The sequence below is a fragment of the Tateyamaria sp. genome, from assembly GCF_039940735.1.
Classification (GTDB): Bacteria; Pseudomonadota; Alphaproteobacteria; order Rhodobacterales; family Rhodobacteraceae; genus Tateyamaria.
The window spans coordinates 1-15,371 of sequence record NZ_JBDVGB010000059.1 but is presented as its reverse complement, the minus strand read 5'-3'; the positions used below and the strand labels follow the sequence as shown (position 1 = coordinate 15,371).

The 15,371-nt window shown below is 55.4% G+C and carries 24 protein-coding genes; 23 read left to right on the top strand and 1 reads right to left on the bottom strand.

Annotation, left to right across the window (positions count from 1 at the left end; translation table 11 throughout):
* Positions 1–143: 143 nt before the first annotated feature.
* The 11 genes from rpmC to rpmD all read left to right on the top strand — a co-directional run bounded on the left by rpmC (position 144) and on the right by rpmD (position 4,418).
* Positions 144–344 (top strand): 50S ribosomal protein L29, encoded by a 201-nt coding sequence (rpmC, locus tag ABJF76_RS12800; protein WP_413821729.1) that lies wholly within the window; start codon positions 144–146, stop codon positions 342–344.
* 11 nt (positions 345–355) lie between these two features.
* Entirely contained in the window at positions 356–586 is a 231-nt protein-coding gene (gene rpsQ / locus ABJF76_RS12795) for a 30S ribosomal protein S17 (RefSeq protein WP_413821730.1), read from the top strand.
* A 77-nt stretch (positions 587–663) separates the two neighbouring features.
* Positions 664–1,032, top strand: coding sequence for a 50S ribosomal protein L14 (gene rplN / locus ABJF76_RS12790; protein ID WP_413821731.1), 369 nt, complete (start codon positions 664–666; stop codon positions 1,030–1,032).
* Complete coding sequence (gene rplX, locus ABJF76_RS12785; RefSeq protein WP_413821732.1) at positions 1,032–1,337, top strand: 50S ribosomal protein L24; 306 nt, start codon at positions 1,032–1,034, stop codon at positions 1,335–1,337. Before rplN ends, rplX begins: the two co-directional genes overlap by 1 nt.
* A complete protein-coding gene (rplE, locus tag ABJF76_RS12780) occupies positions 1,337–1,900 on the top strand; it encodes a 50S ribosomal protein L5 (protein WP_413821733.1) in 564 nt (187 codons plus the stop codon). The genes rplX and rplE overlap by 1 nt, the downstream gene beginning before the upstream one ends.
* A gap of 18 nt (positions 1,901–1,918) precedes the next feature.
* Positions 1,919–2,224, top strand: coding sequence for a 30S ribosomal protein S14 (rpsN, locus tag ABJF76_RS12775; RefSeq protein ID WP_413821734.1), 306 nt, complete (start codon positions 1,919–1,921; stop codon positions 2,222–2,224).
* 13 nt (positions 2,225–2,237) lie between these two features.
* Complete coding sequence (gene rpsH / locus ABJF76_RS12770) at positions 2,238–2,630, top strand: 30S ribosomal protein S8 (protein ID WP_413821735.1); 393 nt, start codon at positions 2,238–2,240, stop codon at positions 2,628–2,630.
* Between the two features lie 10 nt (positions 2,631–2,640).
* Positions 2,641–3,174 (top strand): 50S ribosomal protein L6, encoded by a 534-nt coding sequence (rplF, locus tag ABJF76_RS12765; protein WP_413821736.1) that lies wholly within the window; start codon positions 2,641–2,643, stop codon positions 3,172–3,174.
* A 12-nt stretch (positions 3,175–3,186) separates the two neighbouring features.
* Complete coding sequence (gene rplR / locus ABJF76_RS12760) at positions 3,187–3,546, top strand: 50S ribosomal protein L18 (protein WP_413821737.1); 360 nt, start codon at positions 3,187–3,189, stop codon at positions 3,544–3,546.
* Positions 3,547–3,645: 99 nt separating this feature from the next.
* Positions 3,646–4,224, top strand: a complete 579-nt coding sequence (gene rpsE, locus ABJF76_RS12755; RefSeq protein WP_413821738.1) for a 30S ribosomal protein S5 — start codon at positions 3,646–3,648, stop codon at positions 4,222–4,224.
* A gap of 5 nt (positions 4,225–4,229) precedes the next feature.
* On the top strand, positions 4,230–4,418 hold the full coding sequence (gene rpmD / locus ABJF76_RS12750; protein WP_413821739.1) for a 50S ribosomal protein L30: 189 nt from the start codon (positions 4,230–4,232) through the stop codon (positions 4,416–4,418).
* A gap of 89 nt (positions 4,419–4,507) precedes the next feature.
* Here the strand turns inward: rpmD and ABJF76_RS12745 are convergent, their stop codons facing one another.
* Positions 4,508–4,909, bottom strand: coding sequence for a hypothetical protein (locus ABJF76_RS12745; RefSeq protein WP_413821740.1), 402 nt, complete (start codon positions 4,907–4,909; stop codon positions 4,508–4,510).
* 402 nt (positions 4,910–5,311) lie between these two features.
* Between ABJF76_RS12745 and ABJF76_RS12740 the strand changes: the two genes are divergently transcribed.
* The 12 genes from ABJF76_RS12740 to ABJF76_RS12685 all read left to right on the top strand — a co-directional run.
* On the top strand, positions 5,312–5,950 hold the full coding sequence (locus ABJF76_RS12740) for a 2-hydroxychromene-2-carboxylate isomerase (protein WP_413821741.1): 639 nt from the start codon (positions 5,312–5,314) through the stop codon (positions 5,948–5,950).
* Positions 5,951–6,088: 138 nt separating this feature from the next.
* A complete protein-coding gene (gene rplO / locus ABJF76_RS12735; protein ID WP_413821742.1) occupies positions 6,089–6,559 on the top strand; it encodes a 50S ribosomal protein L15 in 471 nt (156 codons plus the stop codon).
* 133 nt (positions 6,560–6,692) lie between these two features.
* The gene (gene secY, locus ABJF76_RS12730; RefSeq protein WP_413821743.1) at positions 6,693–8,057 is read left to right on the top strand and encodes a preprotein translocase subunit SecY; all 1,365 of its coding nucleotides are present in this window, start codon (positions 6,693–6,695) and stop codon (positions 8,055–8,057) included.
* A gap of 21 nt (positions 8,058–8,078) precedes the next feature.
* Positions 8,079–8,657: an adenylate kinase gene (locus tag ABJF76_RS12725; RefSeq protein WP_413821744.1), complete on the top strand. Its 579-nt coding sequence runs from the start codon at positions 8,079–8,081 to the stop codon at positions 8,655–8,657.
* A gap of 415 nt (positions 8,658–9,072) precedes the next feature.
* Positions 9,073–9,441, top strand: coding sequence for a 30S ribosomal protein S13 (gene rpsM, locus ABJF76_RS12720; protein WP_413821745.1), 369 nt, complete (start codon positions 9,073–9,075; stop codon positions 9,439–9,441).
* A 12-nt stretch (positions 9,442–9,453) separates the two neighbouring features.
* A complete protein-coding gene (gene rpsK / locus ABJF76_RS12715; RefSeq protein WP_413821746.1) occupies positions 9,454–9,846 on the top strand; it encodes a 30S ribosomal protein S11 in 393 nt (130 codons plus the stop codon).
* 117 nt (positions 9,847–9,963) lie between these two features.
* Complete coding sequence (locus ABJF76_RS12710; RefSeq protein WP_413821747.1) at positions 9,964–10,980, top strand: DNA-directed RNA polymerase subunit alpha; 1,017 nt, start codon at positions 9,964–9,966, stop codon at positions 10,978–10,980.
* A 154-nt stretch (positions 10,981–11,134) separates the two neighbouring features.
* Entirely contained in the window at positions 11,135–11,551 is a 417-nt protein-coding gene (rplQ, locus tag ABJF76_RS12705) for a 50S ribosomal protein L17 (protein ID WP_413821748.1), read from the top strand.
* Positions 11,552–11,675: 124 nt separating this feature from the next.
* A complete protein-coding gene (locus ABJF76_RS12700; RefSeq protein ID WP_413821749.1) occupies positions 11,676–13,052 on the top strand; it encodes a trypsin-like peptidase domain-containing protein in 1,377 nt (458 codons plus the stop codon).
* Positions 13,053–14,357, top strand: a complete 1,305-nt coding sequence (locus ABJF76_RS12695; RefSeq protein WP_413821750.1) for a replication-associated recombination protein A — start codon at positions 13,053–13,055, stop codon at positions 14,355–14,357. It begins immediately after the preceding gene.
* A 57-nt stretch (positions 14,358–14,414) separates the two neighbouring features.
* Positions 14,415–14,795 carry a fluoride efflux transporter CrcB gene (crcB, locus tag ABJF76_RS12690; protein ID WP_413821751.1) on the top strand — a complete coding sequence of 127 codons (381 nt, stop codon included), beginning with the start codon at positions 14,415–14,417 and terminating at the stop codon, positions 14,793–14,795.
* Positions 14,792–15,371: pseudouridine synthase (locus tag ABJF76_RS12685; RefSeq protein WP_413822585.1), on the top strand; the 580-nt coding region annotated here is incomplete at its 3' end. The genes crcB and ABJF76_RS12685, both read left to right, overlap by 4 nt.

The window sequence follows — 15,371 nt, the reverse complement described above, 5'->3', positions numbered from 1 at the left end:
GATGGTGGACCTGAACGCCGCGCAAAGTTTAACCTTGCCATAGGGTCCTGTCCCTCCTATACTGCGCACTTCACCCCACTCCACTGGAGAATCGGGTCACGCTCGTTTGCGGCTCGCCAGTGATGTTGAAAAGGAATAGGCGCATGAACGCCCAAGAACTTCGGGATAAGTCCCCCGACCAGCTTCGCGATGACCTCGCAAATCTGAAAAAAGAAGCCTTCAACCTGCGTTTCCAGCAGGCCACCGGTTCTATCGAAAACCCTGCGCGTTTGCGTACGGTTCGTCGCGACGCTGCACGTGTTAAGACGATCTTGAACGAAAAAGCCCAAGCGGCTGCGGAATAAGGACGAACGATATGCCCAAACGTATTTTGACCGGCACCGTGACATCCGATGCCAATGCCCAAACAGTCACCGTATCCGTAGAGCGCCGCTTTACGCACCCGGTTCTGAAGAAAACCATCCGTAAGTCCAAAAAATACCGGGCTCACGATGAAAAGAATGCCTTCAAGGTCGGTGACGCCGTTCGCATCATTGAATGCGCACCAAAGTCGAAGACAAAACGCTGGGAGGTGCTGGAGGCGTAAGCCCCCACACCAATCTGCATTAATCGAAACCCTAGGGATCAGGCACGCATCGCCCCCTACAGGTCGGGAGAAACCAAATGATCCAGATGCAAACCAACCTGGATGTTGCTGACAACTCCGGCGCTCGCCGAGTTCAGTGCATCAAGGTCCTGGGTGGTTCCAAGCGTAAGTACGCATCCGTCGGCGACGTTATCGTCGTGTCGGTCAAGGAAGCCATCCCACGTGGTCGCGTAAAGAAAGGTGACGTCCGTAAGGCCGTCGTCGTACGCACCGCCAAAGAAGTTCGTCGTGACGATGGCACAGCCATCCGTTTCGACCGCAACGCCGCCGTCATCCTGAACAACGCAAACGAGCCCGTAGGTACACGTATCTTTGGCCCAGTTGTTCGCGAACTGCGTGGCAAAAACTTCATGAAGATTATCTCGCTTGCTCCGGAGGTGCTCTGATGGCTGCTAAGCTTAAAAAGGGCGACAAGGTCGTCATGCTTGCTGGCAAGGACAAGGGCAAAGAGGGCACGATTTCCTCGATTAACCCTAAGTCCGGCAAAGCTGTGATTGACGGGATCAACATTTCGATCCGCGCCACACGCCAGACCCAAGAAAGCCAAGGCGGCCGCATCCCCAAAGCGATGCCTGTCGATTTGTCCAACTGCGCGCTGCTTGATGCCAACGGCAAAGCAACCCGCGTGGGCTTTAAAATGGACGGCGACAAAAAAGTGCGCTTTGCCAAGACAACAGGGGACGTGATCTGATGCTCGACACTGCAAAATACACCCCCCGCCTCAAGGCCGAGTTCAAGGACACCATCCGTCCGGCCATGAAAGAAGAGTTCGGTTACAAGAACGACATGCAGATCCCAAGTTTGGACAAAATTGTTCTGAACATCGGCTGCGGTGCTGAAGCTGTCCGTGACAGCAAGAAAGCCAAGTCGGCTCAGCAAGACCTGACAACGATCGCAGGTCAGAAGGCATTGACCACCATCGCCAAGAAATCCATCGCTGGTTTCCGCGTACGTGAAGAAATGCCACTGGGTGCCAAGGTCACGCTGCGCGGCGACCGGATGTACGAATTCCTTGACCGTTTGATCACCATCGCAATGCCTCGTATCCGCGACTTCCGCGGCATTTCCGGCAAAAGCTTTGATGGTCGTGGCAACTATGCCATGGGCCTCAAAGAGCACATCGTTTTCCCAGAAATCGACTTTGATAAAGTCGACGAAAACTGGGGAATGGACATTGTGATCGCGACCACAGCCCACACAGATGCCGAAGCAAAAGCCTTGCTGAAGCATTTCAACATGCCCTTCAATTCGTAAGCGCGGGAGAGACAAGATATGGCTAAGAAATCCATGATCGCGCGTGAAGTGAAGCGCGAAAAGCTGGTGAAAAAGTACGCGGCCAAGCGTGCCGAGCTTAAAGCAATCATCAGCGACGAAACCAAACCGATGGAAGATCGTTTCCGTGCATCGCTCAAGCTGGCCAAATTGCCACGCAACAGCTCTGCCGTGCGTCTTCACAATCGTTGCCAACTGACCGGCCGTCCGCATGCGTACTATCGCAAGCTGAAAATCAGCCGGATCGCGCTGCGGGATCTCGGCTCTGCCGGGCAAATCCCCGGCATGGTTAAGTCAAGCTGGTAAGGGAGAGAATAGTATGACCGATCCTATCGCAGATATGCTCACCCGCATCCGCAACAGCCAAATGCGCGGTAAATCCGTAGTTCTGACGCCTGCGTCGAAACTGCGTGTACGCGTTTTGGAAGTGTTGGCGGACGAAGGTTACATCCGTGGCTTCGAAGCAACCACTGGTGAAGATGGCCACCCGGCTATCGAGATCAGCCTCAAGTATTATGAAGGCGAACCTGTTATTCGCGAACTGAAGCGGGTTTCTAAACCCGGTCGTCGCGTTTACATGGCCGTCAATGACATCCCGCAGGTCCGTCAGGGCTTGGGTGTGTCGATTGTCTCCACCTCTAAAGGTGTGATGTCGGACGCAAATGCGCGCGCAGCCAATGTTGGCGGCGAAGTGCTTTGCACGATCTTCTAAGGAGAAGCAGATGTCTCGTATTGGTAAAAAACCGGTCGATCTGCCATCGGGTGTGACTGCATCCGTCTCTGGTCAGGTGATCGAAGTCAAAGGTCCCAAGGGCACACGTTCGTTCAAAGCAACCGACGATGTGACACTGTCGGTGGAAGACAACGCTGTCTCCATCATCCCGCGCGGTAAATCCAAGCGCGCGCGTCAGCAGTGGGGCATGAGCCGTACAATGGTTGCCAACTTGGTGACTGGCGTAACAACCGGGTTCAAAAAAGAGCTGGAAATCCAGGGTGTTGGTTATCGTGCCACCATGCAGGGTAACAGCCTTAAGTTGAACCTGGGCCTAAGCCACGACGTCGACTACACACCGCCCGCCGGTGTGACAGTGACGGCACCCAAGCAGACCGAAATTATCGTCGAAGGTATTGACGAGCAATTGGTCGGCCAAGTGGCTGCAAACATCCGCGACTGGCGTAAGCCCGAGCCCTACAAAGGCAAAGGCATCCGTTATAAAGGCGAATTTATCTTCCGTAAGGAAGGCAAGAAGAAGTAAAGGACCAGGAACATGGCAAACACAAAACGACAGCTGTTCCTCAAGCGCCGTATGCGCGTCCGGAACAAACTTCGCCGCGTCAACGCTGGGCGTCCTCGCCTTAGCGTGCACCGTTCCAACAAGAACATCAGTGTTCAGTTGATCGACGATGTGAATGGCGTGACTTTGGCCGCTGCCTCGACCCTTGAAAAGGATCTGGGCGTTGTGGGCAAAAACAACGTTGAAGCAGCCACCAAGGTGGGTGTTGCGATCGCGGAACGCGCCAAAAAAGCAGGCGTGACCGAGGCGTATTTCGACCGCGGCGGTTTCCTCTTTCACGGTAAGGTCAAGGCAGTTGCCGACGCCGCCCGTGAAGGTGGCTTGAAGATCTAAAGACATGCGAGGGGCGGCAACGCCCCTCCGATGATCCGGGGGCTTTGCTCACTTGGATCGACATAATTGGCGCAAGCCACCTGATAAAAGGATGTTCTCATGGCAGAACGTGACAATAACCGCCGCGGCCAACGCCGCGATCGCGATGAAAACCCCGAATTTTCCGACCGCTTGGTCGCGATCAACCGGGTTTCGAAAACCGTTAAGGGTGGTAAGCGCTTTGGTTTCGCTGCTCTTGTAGTGGTTGGTGACCAAAAAGGCCGCGTTGGTTTCGGTAAAGGTAAAGCGAAAGAGGTCCCTGAGGCCATTCGCAAAGCCACTGAGCAAGCCAAGCGCCAGATGATCCGCGTACAACTGCGCGAAGGCCGCACATTGCACCACGACATGGAAGGTCGCCACGGCGCCGGTAAAGTCGTCATGCGCACAGCGCCTGAAGGTACTGGTATCATCGCTGGTGGTCCAATGCGTGCCGTTTTCGAAATGCTGGGCGTTAAGGACGTTGTGTCCAAGTCCATCGGTTCGCAAAATCCATACAACATGATCCGTGCCACCATGGACGGCCTGCGCAAAGAGCAGTCGCCCCGTGGTGTGGCGCAGCGTCGCGGCAAGAAAGTCGCCGACATCCTGCCCAAGCGTGATGAAGCACCTGCCGCCGAAGCGGCAACCGAGGAGGCCTGAGACCCATGGCAAAAACAATTGTCGTCAAACAAATCGGCTCCCCCATCCGTCGCCCCGCAAAACAGCGTGCGACACTCGTTGGGCTTGGCCTGAACAAAATGCACAAAACCCGCGAGCTGGAAGACACACCTTCCGTGCGCGGCATGGTGAATTCGATCTCGCACATGGTCGAGATCATCGAAGAAAAAGGTTAAAACGGGGGCGGGGTGAACCCTGCCTTACGGACCAAATAGAAACCGCCGCGCGAACACTTCGCGCGGCGGTTTTTTCTGTTTAGGTGGAACTACTCTGCTGGGATCTTTTCGGGAACGCGGTGCACCTTCCGCCCTAACATGTTCGCAACAACGATGGCGCGGTATAGCGTGAACAAATACATCGGATACGCCAGCAAGATCCAGTTTACTTCACTCACCAACAGGATCGCAAACCACGACACGAGGCAGCACAACATCCAATTCGAAAATGTCTCTGTGTCTGGATTATGATAGGCCTTGAGCACAGTCATCGACCCTCCAAGCAGGGAAATCGAGTTAGTGTGCACGAGCGCGTAAATCGCTGTGTCTGCCAATGCCCACAGGACCAACCCGAACGCGGCCGTGATCAAGATGAACACGTCTTGCTGGCTGCAAAGGGCGTCCTGACCTTCGAACAGCGACAGAGCAAAGGTCAGGATGGTAGCTCCCAACTTGAATGTCCACGAACCAAAGGGATTCGGTGGCTCCTTCAAAGGTTTGGGATCCGAATGCTATACTACCCAGAACAGACCATATTAACCACGACGCACGCTGCGGCTTGGTGCGCCCGGCGACCGTGTCTCGTAAATATTTGGAAAAAGGCACAGACCCTCAGCCGGGCTGAAATTAACCCAAATACACGCAAAGTGTCTGTGCCTTGAAAAATTTTCAAGCAAATCCGTCAATCCGAAGAAAATGCCCAAAAAGGCGATCGTTAAATAGACTGGTATGAGCCGACGAAATGTGTGGGCTTAGTCGTTCAATGTTTAAACGTTAGTCTTAAGCGGGGGATGTGCGCGAGTGTGGAATTCCATACCCTTGCCCAACATTGATCCGGGCCGTAGCGTGAAATTATGAGTGAAATTACCTATTACTATTCTGTGCATTCAGCGTTTGCCTATCTTGGCTCGAGCCGCGTGATGGAGATGTGTGCAACCCACGGCTTAACGCTTGTACACCGCCCAATTCCATTGTCCCCGGTGGTCGAAGCCCAAGGAAGCCTGCCGTTTCGCGCGCGCACGCAGGCCCATGTGGATTATTTCTTTGGTCGAGAGATCGAACGTTGGGCCGCAATGCGAAATGTTCCCGTGATGTCCGCGCGCCCAACGCATCATGATGCGGATTACACGTTGGCCAGTGGTATGATCCTTGCTCTCGGGGATCACGGCACGCAGGTGGACCAGATGGCCCACGCGCTTTTGCAAGCTCATTGGTGCGATGATCTGGATTTATCGGATGCGACAGCGCTTGCCGTTCTTGCGCGAAGCTTGGGCCATGATTCCATCAAATTGTTGGATGCAGCGCAATCTGCTTCAGTGAAGGAGCAATACCAGAACAGCGCCAAAGAAGCATTGGCTGCAGATGTCTTTGGGTCGCCCACTTATGTGCTAAACGGCGAATGCTTTTATGGCCAAGATCGTCTTGAGATGGTTGAGCGTGCGATCACGACCCCATTCGCTGCAACGCAATGGTCAAATCCGCCCGTGGATTAGGGCCTGACTTACCACTTGATCGACACAACGCACGCGTCTATACGCGCCCAGTGGTGCATCAGCACCTCGAATCAAAACCAAGAAACGCCGCGTTCACCCATTCCGCTTCGGGGGTGCTTCCGGCTAAGGAGAAGCGACATGAAACTGAATGAACTGCGCGACAACCCAGGCGCCACTAAACCACGCAAACGCGTTGGCCGTGGTCCGGGCTCTGGCACCGGTAAAATGGGTGGCCGTGGTATCAAAGGTCAAAAATCCCGTTCGGGTGTGGCCATCAACGGTTACGAAGGCGGCCAAATGCCTTTGTACCAACGTCTGCCAAAGCGCGGCTTTAACAAGCCAAACCGCAAGGCATTCGCCGTGATCAACCTTGGTCTGATCCAGAAATTCATCGACGAAGGCAAGATCGACGCCAAATCCGCCATCACCGAAGATGCGCTGATTGCGTCCGGTCTGGTGCGTCGCAAGCTGGACGGTATCCGCGTTCTGGCTAAAGGCGAGATCACAAGCAAAGTTGATATTCAAGTGACTGGCGCAAGCAAAACCGCTGTGGAAGCAGTGGAAAAAGCAGGCGGCAAGCTTGCTGTTGCAGCTGCAGCGGCTGAATAAGCCAGAAACACGCCTTGTGAGCCGCGTCCGCGCGGCTTACATATGAGCTTCAAGTTTTTCCAACGCCGCTTGCTGGAAAACAGCCCCGTCGGGGTCACAGTTCGCGGCGTTTTGTTCAAAGGACAACGCCCGCATGGTATCTGCCGTCGAGAACATGGCCGCCAACACGAGCTGGAGCGCGCTTGGTAAAGCCACCGATTTGCGCAACCGCATCTTGTTTACCCTTGGTTTGCTGATCGTTTACCGCCTTGGCACCTTCATCCCGGTGCCCGGCATCGATGGCGGCGCGCTGCGCGAGTTCATGGAACACGCCGGTCAGGGCATTGGTGGCATGGTGTCCATGTTTACCGGTGGTGCGCTTGGGCGCATGGGCATTTTTGCCCTTGGAATCATGCCCTACATCTCGGCCTCGATTATCGTGCAGCTTTTGACCTCGATGGTGCCTCAGCTTGAGCAACTCAAGAAAGAGGGCGAGCAGGGGCGCAAGAAAATCAACCAATACACTCGCTACGGCACTGTGTTTCTGGCTACTTTGCAGGCCTATGGGCTGGCGGTGTCGTTGGAATCGGGCGATTTGGTTACGGATCCCGGTCTTTATTTCCGCGTTGCGTGTCTGATTACGCTGGTCGGCGGCACCATGTTCCTGATGTGGTTGGGTGAGCAAATCACGGCACGCGGCATCGGCAACGGTATCTCGTTGATCATCTTTGTTGGCATTATCGCTGAAGTACCCGCTGCCATTGCGCAGTTCTTTGCCTCTGGCCGGTCCGGTGCGATCAGCCCTGCGGTGATTATCGGGGTACTTGTGATGGTGATCGTCACGATCATGTTCGTGGTGTTTATGGAACGCGCCTTGCGCAAGATCCATATTCAGTACCCCCGTCGTCAGGTGGGCATGAAGGTTTATGATGGTGGGTCTTCGAACTTGCCGATCAAAGTGAACCCAGCGGGCGTTATTCCTGCGATCTTTGCCTCGTCGCTGCTGCTGCTGCCGATCACAATCAGCACGTTCTCGGGCAATTCGACCAGCCCGATCATGAGCTGGCTTTTGGCTAACTTTGGTCCCGGTCAGCCGTTGTACCTGTTGTTCTTTATCGCGATGATCGTGTTCTTTGCCTATTTTTACACGTTCAACGTCAGCTTCAAACCTGACGACGTGGCCGACAACTTGAAAAGCCAAAATGGTTTTGTGCCGGGTATTCGTCCGGGTAAAAAGACAGCCGAGTATCTGGAATATGTGGTGAACCGCATTCTTGTTCTTGGTGCGGGTTATCTGGCACTGGTTTGTTTGCTGCCAGAGATCCTGCGCGGTCAGTTCGCCATTCCGTTCTATTTTGGTGGCACGTCTGTGTTGATTGTTGTTTCGGTAACGATGGATACGATTCAGCAGGTGCAAAGTCACTTGCTTGCCCACCAATACGAAGGGCTGATCGAAAAATCACAATTGCGCGGAAAAGGCTCAAAAGGGCGCCGCAAACGTAGTCCTATTCGCCGTTAAGGCGCGTAGGCGGGGGACATTATGAATATTATTTTGCTGGGCCCGCCGGGTGCGGGCAAAGGCACGCAAGCGAGCTTTCTTGTGGAAGAACGTAGTATGGTGCAGTTGTCGACTGGTGATATGTTGCGTGCGGCTAAGGCTTCTGGCTCTGAGATGGGCAAAGTTGTAGCGGATGTCATGGCACGCGGGGGGCTCGTCACCGACGAGATCGTCATAGGCCTGATCCGCGAGCAAATCGAGACAGTGAAATCCAACGGCTTCATCTTTGATGGCTTTCCCCGCACGCTGGCGCAGGCGGACGCGTTAAACAACCTGCTGGCAGAAAAAGGCGAGAGCCTAGACGCTGTGATCGAGCTGGAAGTTGACGATGACGTTTTGGTCGATCGCATCGTGGGTCGCGCCGCCGAGGCAGCCGCCGCAGGCCAACCGGTTCGCGCCGACGACAATGCCGAGTCGATGAAGGTTCGGCTTATGGAGTATTACAAAAAGACGTCTCCGCTGTTGGGGTATTACTATGCCAAAGGCCAGCTTTCGCGTGTGGATGGGCTTGGCTCCATGGAGCAGGTGAAAGCAGACATCGCAGCCGTTCTAAACGGCTGAACAACCGATGCGCCGAGACTATCCACAACATTGGCCCTTACGTCGAAAACTGAGACGGTTGCGGACATTCCACGGGAGTTCCGCGCTTGTCGCCCTGTTCCTGATCATTGTGATCCTAGAACGGATGGGTGGATGGTTGGGCCTGCTGTCCGGAGCGGTTTTGTTCGTTGGAATCTTCAACCAGTACCGCACCGACTATGCCAAGATTCAGGCGTCTGAAGCGATCAAGAAATCGAAGGCTTGACGGCCACCATGTCAAGGCCTATTCCACGCCATCTCTAACGAGAATCAAAGACGGGAACGCGTCCCGTTGGATCACCTGATCAGCTGCAGGCCCGGGGGCGAAAACCACGGGCCTTATGTTGTGAAAAAAGGACCTGGAATCACGGGTCCGCAACGAAAAGGAATACGCCAAGTGGCACGTATTGCAGGGGTCAACATCCCCACAGGTAAACGGGTTCCAATCGCCCTGACCTACATCACCGGCATCGGCAACACATCAGCGCGCGCAATCTGCGAAGCTGTGGGCATCGAACAAACCCGCCGCATCAACGAACTCAGCGACGCCGAAGTTCTGAAGATTCGCGAACACATCGACGAAAACTATACCGTCGAAGGTGACCTGCGTCGTGACACGCAGATGAACATCAAGCGTCTGATGGACCTTGGCTGCTACCGTGGCCTGCGCCACCGTCGCAACCTGCCTGTCCGCGGTCAGCGCACTCACACCAACGCTCGCACGCGCAAAGGCCCCGCTAAGGCCATTGCCGGCAAGAAGAAATAAGGAGACGCACCAATGGCACGAGATACTCGCCGGGTGGCCAAGAAAAAGGTCTCCAAGAACATCGCAGCGGGCGTTGCGCATGTTAATTCTTCGTTCAACAACACCAAGATCCTGATTTCTGATGTGCAGGGCAATGCGATCGCATGGTCGTCTGCTGGCACGATGGGCTTCAAAGGCTCGCGGAAATCCACACCTTATGCGGCTCAGATGGCGGCAGAAGATGCGGGCAAAAAAGCGCAGGATCACGGCGTCAAGACGCTGGAAGTCGAAGTTCAAGGCCCTGGTTCGGGTCGTGAGTCGGCTTTGCGCGCATTGGCCGCTGCTGGGTTTAACATCACGTCGATCCGTGACGTGACGCCGATGGCCCACAATGGTTGTCGTCCGCCCAAGCGCCGCCGCGTCTAAGCGATTAACGAATTTCTAACGGGGCCACGTGTTTTTACGCGGCCCCGCACCGCTTTTTTGAAACCTCGGGCGCTTGTTCCTTTAGGACATGGGGAACAGGCAAGAATGGAGGGACGCATGATCCATAAGAATTGGGCTGAGTTGATCAAGCCGCAACAACTTGAAGTGAAGCCGGGCAATGAACCTGCGCGTCAGGCAACTGTGATTGCCGAACCGCTGGAACGCGGTTTTGGTTTGACTCTTGGCAACGCGCTGCGCCGCGTTCTGATGTCGTCGTTGCAGGGTGCTGCGATCACGTCTGTACAGATCGACAATGTGTTGCACGAATTTTCGTCCATCGCAGGTGTGCGCGAAGATGTGACTGATGTGATCTTGAACCTCAAGCAGGTGTCGCTTCGCATGGAAGTCGAAGGACCCAAGCGTCTGTCGATTTCGGCCAAAGGCCCAGGCGTTGTGACTGCGGGTGATATTTCCGAAAGCGCGGGTATCGAGATTTTGAACCGTGATCTGGTGATCTGTCACCTTGATGATGGTGCCGATGTATTCATGGAACTGACTGTGAACACTGGTAAAGGCTATGTGTCTGCTGAAAAGAACAAGCCAGAAGACGCGCCAATCGGTTTGATCCCAATCGATGCGATTTATTCGCCGGTCAAAAAGGTCAGCTATGACGTGCAGCCTACCCGCGAGGGCCAGGTGCTGGATTATGACAAGCTGACGATGAAGGTCGAAACCGATGGTTCGATCACGCCGGATGATGCTGTGGCCTTTGCTGCGCGCATTCTGCAAGATCAATTGGGTATCTTCGTCAACTTCGACGAACCCGAGTCGGCGAACCGCCAAGACGATGATGATGGTCTCGAATTTAACCCACTTCTGCTCAAGAAAGTGGACGAGTTGGAACTGTCTGTTCGTTCGGCAAACTGCCTCAAGAACGACAATATCGTGTATATTGGCGATCTGATCCAAAAGACCGAAGCCGAAATGCTGCGTACGCCAAACTTTGGCCGCAAGTCTTTGAACGAGATCAAAGAAGTACTGTCGGGTATGGGCTTGCATCTTGGCATGGACGTCGAGGACTGGCCGCCGGACAACATCGAAGATCTTGCGAAGAAGTTCGAAGACAACTTTTAAGAGATCAGGCAGGGCGGAGGACACCTCCGCCTTACCTAAATAAGGCGCACCTGTGGTGCGCCTCGGGCAAAAGCCCCAAGGAGAGCCCAAGACACGCATCGTGGGCCAGACAAAGTAAAACAGCCCGTAGAGGGCACTCTAAGGAGACTAGAAAATGCGTCACGCACGTGGATACCGCCGCCTAAACCGTACTCATGAACACCGCAAAGCGTTGTTCTCGAACATGGCAGGCTCGCTTATTGAACATGAGCAAATCAAAACAACCTTGCCCAAGGCCAAGGAACTGCGCCCGATCATCGAAAAGCTGATCACACTGGCCAAACGCGGTGATTTGCACGCCCGTCGTCAGGCGTCTTCTAAACTGAAAGAAGAGCAATACGTCGCCAAACTCTTTGACATCCTCGGCCCACGCTATGCCGAACGTTCGGGTGGTTATGTCCGCGTCCTAAAGGCGGGTTTCCGCTATGGCGATATGGCGCCCATGGCGATCATCGAATTTGTCGACCGCGACCGCGACGCCAAAGGTGCCGCTGACAAGGCCCGCGTTGCTGCCGAAGACGCTGCTGAATAAACACGGGGCCCTTACCGTGGTATTGGAAACCCTCGCCTTGGCGAGGGTTTTTCTTTTTGGGCGTATCATTTCAAGCGGCGTCCTGCTTGCATTCCCGTTCAGTCATTTGCATATTTTTAGAACAATGAAGCACCTTATAGCCCTTCTTTTTTGCGTCACGCCGCTTTTGGCTGGTGCGCAGACGCGATTGCCCGAAAACCGGGCCGAGATTTCGCTGAGTTTCGCCCCCCTCGTGCGCGAAACAGCACCAGCTGTCGTCAATATCTATGCCAAGGTCGTCACGGAGACGAGGCAGCGTACCCCTTTCATGAACGACCCGTTCTTTGAGCGGTTTTTCGAAGGGTTCTCGCAACCACAGCCGCGCGTGCAAAATTCACTTGGTTCGGGTGTGATCCTGTCGGACGACGGGATCGTGGTGTCGAACTATCACGTGGTAGGCCAAGCCACAGACATTCGTGTGGTTCTCAATGACCGTCGTGAATATGATGCGCGCGTGCTTTTGGGGGACGCGGAAAGTGATCTCGCAATTCTGCAACTTGAAGGCATCGATGGCCTGCCGTTCTTACCATTGCGCGACAGTGGGTCAGTCGAAGTGGGCGAGTTGGTCTTGGCCATCGGCAACCCCTTTGGCGTAGGGCAAACGGTATCGTCGGGCATCGTATCTGGCCTTGCGCGGTCCGGTGCGTCAAATGGTGGCGGCTTGGGATATTTTATTCAAACTGATGCACCGATCAATCCGGGCAATTCGGGCGGTGCGCTCGTTGATATGATGGGCCGTCTGATTGGCGTAAACACCCGCATCCTCAGCCGCTCTGGCGGCTCCAACGGTATTGGCTTCGCTATTCCTTCGGATCTAGTCGCGGCCTTTGTGGCCCAAGCTGCGGCTGGAAATGATCGATTCATGCGCCCATGGGCGGGTGCGACAGGACAGGTTGTCGATGCTGATATGGCAGAGATGCTGGATTTGGATCGCCCCGGCGGCATCATTATTGCTGGATTGCACCCAGCCAGCCCATTGAGCGAAGCCGGTTTTTCCGTTGGGGATGTTGTGCTTTCGGTGGATGGTGCCGAAGTGCACAGCCCGGGCGAAATGCTGTTTCACATGGGGTTGGCCCATACAAAAGGCACCGTCGTGATGACGCGTTTGCGTGATGGTACGTTGTCGGATGTGACAGTCGCCATGCGTGCCCCGCCTGAAGTTCCGGCTCGCGACGCAATGACTTTGCCCAAGGATGCGAGTTTGCCGGGGCTTGCCTTTTCGCGGATCAACCCGGCGGTTATTGCTGAAATGCGCCTGCCGCTTGAGGCCGAGGGCGTTGTGATCACTGATCTTGGTCGTTTAGGTGCGCGTGTGGGCTTACGGGTTGGGGACATCCTGCAAGTGATTGATCGACGCGCGATCGCCACTCCGAACGACGCAGCAGATGCCTTGCGCGAGGCCCGCCGTGGCACCCGTGTACAGGCTTTACGAAGCGGTGCGCGCGTTACGTTGCGCTTTTAAATGGCCGATCTTTTCGCCTCTGAGCCGCCTGCCGAAACGGGCCACCGCCCGTTGGCGGACCGGTTGCGTCCGCAAAAATTATCCGAGGTGATTGGCCAGCGGCAAGTGCTTGGCCCAGACGCGCCGCTAACTGTCATGTTGCAAGCTGGTGCTTTGGGGTCACTGGTATTTTGGGGGCCACCGGGTGTCGGCAAGACGACGATTGCGCGCCTGTTGGCCTATGAAACGGACCTGCATTTTGTGCAGATCAGCGCAATCTTCACCGGCGTGCCTGACCTTAAAAAAGTGTTTGAAGCAGCCCGCATTCGCCGCCAAAATGGGCAGGGCACGTTGCTGTTCGTCGATGAAATCCACCGTTTTAACAAAGCACAACAAGACGGATTCCTGCCGCATATGGAAGACGGCACGATCTTGTTGGTCGGTGCCACAACCGAAAACCCTAGTTTTGAACTGAACGCCGCTGTGTTGTCGCGCGCGCAGGTGTTGGTGCTGGAACGGTTGGATGTGGCCGATCTGGAATTGATGGCGCAACGGGCCGAACAGGATCTTGGCATGCCCTTGCCCCTTGAACCGCCCGCGCGGTCCGCTTTGTTGGAAATGGCCGATGGTGACGGTCGGGCATTGTTGAACTTGATCGAACAGATCACGGCATGGAAGCTTGATGCGCCTTTGGATCAAACGACCTTGGCCGCCCGTTTGATGCGCCGCGCCGCGCAATACGACAAATCGGGCGATGCGCATTACAATCTGATCTCGGCCTTGCATAAATCGGTGCGTGGGTCTGATCCGGATGCCGCACTGTATTGGTTTGCACGCATGCTAGAAGGCGGCGAAGACCCGCGTTACCTTGCGCGCCGGATCACGCGTATGGCGGTCGAAGACATCGGCCTTGCCGACCCGCAAGCGCAATCGATTTGCCTGCAATCTTGGGAAACCTTTGAACGCCTTGGCAGTCCCGAGGGGGAATTGGCCTTGGCCCAAGCGCTGGTTTACCTTGCCCTCGCGCCTAAATCGAACGCCACTTATGTTGCTTATAAAGGCGCGCGTAAGGCGGCCAAGCAAACCGGATCGCACCCGCCGCCCAAACATATTTTGAACGCGCCAACATCGTTGATGAAGGATCAGGGTTACGGCGACAATTATGCCTATGATCATGATGCCGAAGACGGGTTTTCTGGGCAAAACTACTTTCCCGATGGGATGGCGCGGCCGGACCTTTATCAGCCGGTGGAACGCGGGTTCGAACGGGATTTGAAAAAGCGCATCGACTATTTCGCCAAGCTGCGCGCCAAACGCGACACCTAAACCGGCGTATCCGCGGGTAACCTTGACTCTGACCGGGGAAGGGACGACAGACCGCGCATGTTATCTTCGCTTTCTCTTGTGGCCCTTGGCGGGGCAATTGGCGCATCGTTGCGCTATTTGACCGGTGTGGCCGTGTTGCGCCTGTTTGGTGTGACCGCGTTTCCGCTGGGCGTTATCGCCGTCAACATCATCGGTTCATTCCTGATGGGGGTGTTTGTGGTGGTGGCAGCAGAACGCGGTTTGACCCATCTGAGCCCACTGGTGATGACGGGTATCCTTGGTGGGTTCACCACCTTTTCGTCCTTTAGCCTTGAAACCATGACCCTGATCGAACGCGGTGATGTGGGGCAGGCAGGACTGTACATTTTGCTATCGGTCGGCCTGTCAGTTGGCGCGTTGGCACTGGGCCTGTTCATGGCCCGAGGAGTTTTTGCATGAGTGGCGTTCAGACCATCACAGTGACCGAGGACGAAGGCGATCAACGCCTAGATCGTTTCCTGAAACGCCGTTTTCCGCAATTGTCGCAGGGCATGGTGGAAAAGATGTGCCGCAAGGGCGAATGCCGTGTGGATGGTGGGCGCGTCAAATCTAATTCCCGTGTCGAAGAGGGGCAGAATGTGCGCGTTCCGCCCATTCCTGACACCCGCGCGCCTGCCGTTGTGCGCACAGGCGTGTCTGAGGCGGACACCAAGATGATCCAATCTTGCGTGATTTACCGCGATGACCATGTGATTGCGATCAACAAGCCGGCAGGCCTGCCAACCCAAGGCGGTTCGGGTCAGAACCGTCATGTGGACGGGATGGGCGAGGCGTTGATGTTCGGCTTTGAGGATCGCCCGCGCCTTGTGCACCGGCTGGACAAAGACACGTCGGGCGTTTTGCTGTTGGCCCGCACACGGCTGGCGGCCAAGGCTTTGACGGCGGCGATGCGCCATCGCGAAACGCGCAAAATTTATTGGGCGTTGGTGGCCGGCGTGCCCACACCTTACTTGGGTGAAATCAAATACGGGCTTG